At 44.0% G+C, this 4,754-nt stretch carries 4 protein-coding genes; all 4 read right to left on the bottom strand.

The features are described from left to right. Positions 1-316: 316 nt before the first annotated feature. Positions 317-1,924 (bottom strand): transposase, encoded by a 1,608-nt coding sequence (locus E5329_RS28260; RefSeq protein ID WP_135992460.1) that lies wholly within the window; start codon positions 1,922-1,924, stop codon positions 317-319. A 386-nt stretch (positions 1,925-2,310) separates the two neighbouring features. Then, positions 2,311-2,793: a group II intron maturase-specific domain-containing protein gene (locus E5329_RS32940; RefSeq protein ID WP_330572410.1), complete on the bottom strand. Its 483-nt coding sequence runs from the start codon at positions 2,791-2,793 to the stop codon at positions 2,311-2,313. Between the two features lie 21 nt (positions 2,794-2,814). Then, on the bottom strand, positions 2,815-3,609 hold the full coding sequence (locus tag E5329_RS32935) for a reverse transcriptase domain-containing protein (protein WP_330572409.1): 795 nt from the start codon (positions 3,607-3,609) through the stop codon (positions 2,815-2,817). 563 nt (positions 3,610-4,172) lie between these two features. Further along, on the bottom strand, positions 4,173-4,754 hold a 582-nt coding region (locus E5329_RS28250; RefSeq protein WP_275443852.1), incomplete at its 5' end, for a hypothetical protein.

Here is a 4,754-nt window from a genome sequence, read left to right as displayed (position 1 = left end):
CAACGGAAATATTTTTTCTCATGGCAACCTCCGGAACTAAGTGTTTTTTCTGATTTCAGTATACCATAAGCAAAACAAAATGCTCTGATTTTTTCACCTGGCGGGTGAAAAAATCAATCCGGTAAAATAACGTATAAGTGCCGGAATTATATGATTGGGGTGTCAAAAGGGTAAAATAAGAGGCCCCTTCTTAAATTAGGAACCTTGAAAATTGAATATATTGCTGTAATTATGGAAGCTTTTTATCAGTTCCTGCTCCTTATGGAACATTTCACTACTTTGGATTGGATTTTACCGAGTTTCGATTCTGTTATCTTCACGTATTTGCTGCATAATGGACACACAATCCCATGCCCTGCATTGCTCTGCAGAACTTTTTGAAATTTAATGCAACGATTTTGTTTCCAAAAACGAATTTACTCCGGATTAAGCCGCGCACTGGCATACGGTCAATCCTATACTTACGACGCAGGATTGATGGAATCGTTTCCACTCCATTTCGAAAGCGTGACAGCTTCTGGAAAATCTCTGTTTTTCGCATCCGTTGCCGCTCTGCCCGTTGCTTTGCATTTACAGATACTGTTTTCCGGCATACCCGCTTAAATGTTTTTGGATGGCAGTCCTTATAATGAGGGCAGACGATACACTGGCTTTTGTAGAAGGACACGGTACACTGACCGGTCGATGGATTATAACTGCAGCTTTTGGGCTCCTGGCCTCCAGGACATTTTGTCACTTTCCTGCCGTCCCCGCTGTATTCAAAATCACCCATAATGTCTTCGGTTTCCCGCCCGGTAAGGTTTGTCGTAACCAGCTCGATATTTTTTTCTTTTGCACGTTCCTGGTTCTGGCTTCCTGCATATGCCCCGTCTGTAACTATGGTTACTGGTTCTTCATGTACTGGTTCCGCTTCCAGTGCTTCTTTCAGAAACTGACTGTCACTGTGCGTATTTTGTTCATATTGATAGTCAATCACAATGCTTCCCTTTTCACCTGCAGCTTCTGTCACATTTGCCACGTAACCACGGTTTTGTTTCCCTGCTTTTTCACGGTATGTTGCATCTGGGTCTGCCGGATTCTGCAGCATCGACGCATTCATACCGCCGTCTTCTTTTGTACGCAGGCGATAGCTTCCATCCTCTTCCTGGACAGCCTGTTCCCGCAGCACGCGTAAAAGGAGCTGGTAATTGCTGGATTCGCCATAAGCTTCCCCGCAAAGCTCTTTTAAGGCTGCGGCATCTTTCAGAATGTCTGCAATCTTTTCCGAGGTCTCGTCACTGTGGTTATGGCAGATCACCCGGTTCCTATCGTCTGCTTCTATATAATGATGCATGGATTCCGGAAGCTCCGTTCCTGTCTTCGAATATTCTTTTGCCAGATTCGCCACGCAGGTATAGAGAAGCTCCAGACGGCTCATTTTTCGGATGTTGGAAGAAACCATCAGGCTGTCCATACGTCTCAGGGAAACATCAACCTCCATCAGTTCGGCCATTTCTTTCGAAAGGGAAGTCACCGTCTTATGGAGCAGATCAATCCCAGATTCTGCCTCATAAGTACTGCACCGTTCCCGGAAGCGGCTGAGTGTCCTGTCACTGAGCGGCTGTTCTATATAAGAGGTTGTATGGAGGGCATACTGGAACCGGATATCAAACATCAGGGCAGTTAAAAGTTCTTCATCTGACAGGCTAAGGAATTCTTTTAAGATCAATGCCCCAACCTGGATATTTACCGGAGTGTTTGGCCGGGAATCTTTTCCACTGTAAAGGACAGCATAAGGCATTTCATCAATCTTTGGGAAGATATACTCTGCAAAATATTTTGCCCAGGATTTATTGAGGAATTTCTTTTCTCTTTCCGTAAGATTTTCATAGGAATCAAATAAGGAAAGCTGCTGTTCGTTTACTGGGTTCAATACGAATGACATAAATAATCCCTCCGACATTTACATTTTCATTTCGATTGTATCAAAAAAATGGGAATATGTCTTGGGTTTTACAACAATATATTCAATTTTCAAGGTTCATTTCGTATTGACAGAGCAAAGGGGGCTTTTGACACCCTAATCATTATATGGGATTACAGAAAATAATTTGTGGCAAGGCTCACGGATTCAGGTTATAATCTGTGTAGTTACCGCCCATTTTCATAGTTGTTATTCCATAGTTATAATATCGCTTGATAAAACAGTCCTCTTGTCATCCTCAATCACTCCCTATAGTCGAGTAGACAGGCACCTCACGATGCCAGCCCCTCACAGATCCGTGCGTGCGGCTTTCCCGCACACGGCTCTTCATAATAACATTTACAGTTTCAGAATAAGCTGACATATATCTTCGGCATTACCAGTGGATAATATTTCAGCATTTCTATGAACCCTTCCCGTGTATAGCTCTTCCTGTTGCTCCTTCGGTTCAGAACCTTGAACAGCATTTCTCTTACCTGCTGTTTGAAGTTGCTTATCATCCTTCCGTTGAAGCTGATGCCATAATACCTGTAGTGCCCTGTCAGTTTCAGATTGAGCATTCCCATCAGTTTCTTTAGTTTCTGGTCTCGATTAGCGTACAGCCAGACTTTTATGTCCTTCAGTTTCTGCCGGAATTTCTTACTGCTCGTTTTCGGCATCATCCATGCGGTTCCTTTCCTTGTCTGTCCACAGTAAAATGTAAATCCCAGAAAGTCGAAGGTTTCCAGCCTTGTTGATTCTCCGCGTTTCTGCTTCGATTTTGCCAGATATCCTCCGCTTTCCAGCATCCTGCTCTTGCTTTCCTCCAGTTCCAGTCCGAACTTTTCCATTCGTTCCTTAAGAAGCTTATATTATTTCTCCGCTTCCCATTTGCACTGGAATCCCGCAATGAAATCATCTGCATAGACAATCAGGAAGTTCTCGCCCCTGCTCTCTTTGGCTATGATAAACTTGTACCATAGTGTAAGGACATTGTGCATATAGATGTTCGCAAGGATTGGACTGATGATGTTTCCCTGTGCTGAACCTTCCTCGTTTTCTACCAGCTTTCCCTCATCCATCACCCCGGCTTTCAGGTATTTGTTCACCAGCCAGAGGATATTCGGGTCTTTGATGTATAGATTCAGGAATTTCATTATCCAGTCGTGCTTCATATGGTCAAAGAAACCTTTAATGTCTGCATCCACGACATAGCATATCTTCGTGAAATTCAGCCTCTTATACAGTTCCTTCACTGCCCCATGGCATCCCCTGTTTGGTCTGAATCCGTACATACAGTTTAGAAATCTCGGCTCATAAATTGCTTCAAGCACCTTCTTCAAAGCCAGCTGGACTATTTTGTCCTCGTAACTTGCAATCCCCAGCGGACGCAGTTTCCCATTGCTTTTCGGAATGTATACCCGGAGCGATGGCTGTGGCTTATATGACTTCCTTTTCAGCCTTTCTACAAGCCCCTCGATGTTCTGTCCCAGGTTCTCCCCGTATTCTTTCTTCGTCACTTCATCAATCCCCACTGCCTTGCTGCCATCCAGTTCCCTGTGGCATTGCATTAGCAGTTCTTTATTTATCAGATGGTGCAAAGATGTGAATTCCGGTTTCGGCTCATGAGCCGATTTGTCTGCTATTCTCTCCAATTTCGTTTCCATCAGCACCTCCGCCCCTGAGTACGGCTGATGCGCCCTCAGAGAGACCGTTATTATGCAGCCCCCTTCCCTCCACCGGAATTACCCGGCTTCTTCGGTACTATGAAGCTATCCGACTGCCTGACATCCGTTTGGCATCCTCCGTTTCAGCGTTGTCCGCCATACTTGAAAAACAAGGGACATCAGGCTCTCCCCAGTTGACTGGACAGTCGCAATGTAAAACATGAAAAGCTCTTTGACCCCGCAGAAGCAGGCTGCATCTCACCATAGCAATGCCGCCTGTGTTGCTTTCCGCCGAAATTAGAGCGTCAGCCCTCCGAATGTCAAAATTTCGGGGCTCAATCACTTTCCCTATTTTCTCGCTGTCTACGCTTAGCAGGCAACATTACTGCAGCCCACCCAAGACTCGCTACTGCTGGTTGGTTAGACCTTCGCAGACAGGCTTCTCACCTGCCAGACTACCCGCCCTTCGTCTGGGCGCACAATTCCGATTTTTCAGTATGCCAAACTGTGATTGCTCACTCATTTATCGGCTCTGCGTCTGTGCGTCTGGCTCTTTGATGATGTTAAAATAATGTTAATATTGCTCCGTCAATGACTGCTATAATCAAAAAGGCGGCAATCCCTTTCAGAAACGACGCAAAGTGTTTCTTCGGGTTGGAATACAATTTCTTTCTGTCTTTTGTGTCTGCAAAACGTACCCTTTTAGAATTTCTCCACCACAGCATATCAATGACAAGAAAATCAAAGGCGTTAAGACATTGCCCTAAAATTAGCAAACTTATAAAATTAGCCTTAAATCCGTTCTCTTTCACAAACAAACCGAAGATAAAGAGGACAGTGCCAAAAACAACAATATTTGATATGAACGACACAAAGGGCGAAACTGTCTTAATTTTGAATTGTAGCGCAGGATTTTTCTTTACCATTTCCTGCACTTCATCGGGATAAGAAGCATAGCTTTTGATATTTTTATCATCGCTCCCTGTGTTTAAGTAGCATATTCCCCAAAACAGGATACACAAAATGACTAATTCTACTATCAGCATATTATCTACTTCCTCCGATTTTTCTTTATATACACTATCCCGATAAATCGTTAAGGAAAGAATCGAAGGTGGTGCAAACGAAAAAGCAGCTTTGATTTT

Source organism: Petralouisia muris (genome assembly GCF_004793545.1).
Taxonomy (GTDB): Bacteria; Bacillota; Clostridia; order Lachnospirales; family Lachnospiraceae; genus Petralouisia; species Petralouisia muris.
This window is presented reverse-complemented; position numbering and strand designations above follow the sequence as displayed.

Excerpts from the sequence above, each read along its gene's own strand:
- E5329_RS32935 (WP_330572409.1), bottom strand. The coding sequence starts at position 3,609 with ATGGAAACGAAATTGGAGAGAATAGCAGACAAATCGGCTCATGAGCCG.
- E5329_RS32940 (WP_330572410.1), bottom strand. The coding sequence starts at position 2,793 with ATGGAAAAGTTCGGACTGGAACTGGAGGAAAGCAAGAGCAGGATGCTG.
- E5329_RS28260 (WP_135992460.1), bottom strand. The coding sequence starts at position 1,924 with ATGTCATTCGTATTGAACCCAGTAAACGAACAGCAGCTTTCCTTATTT.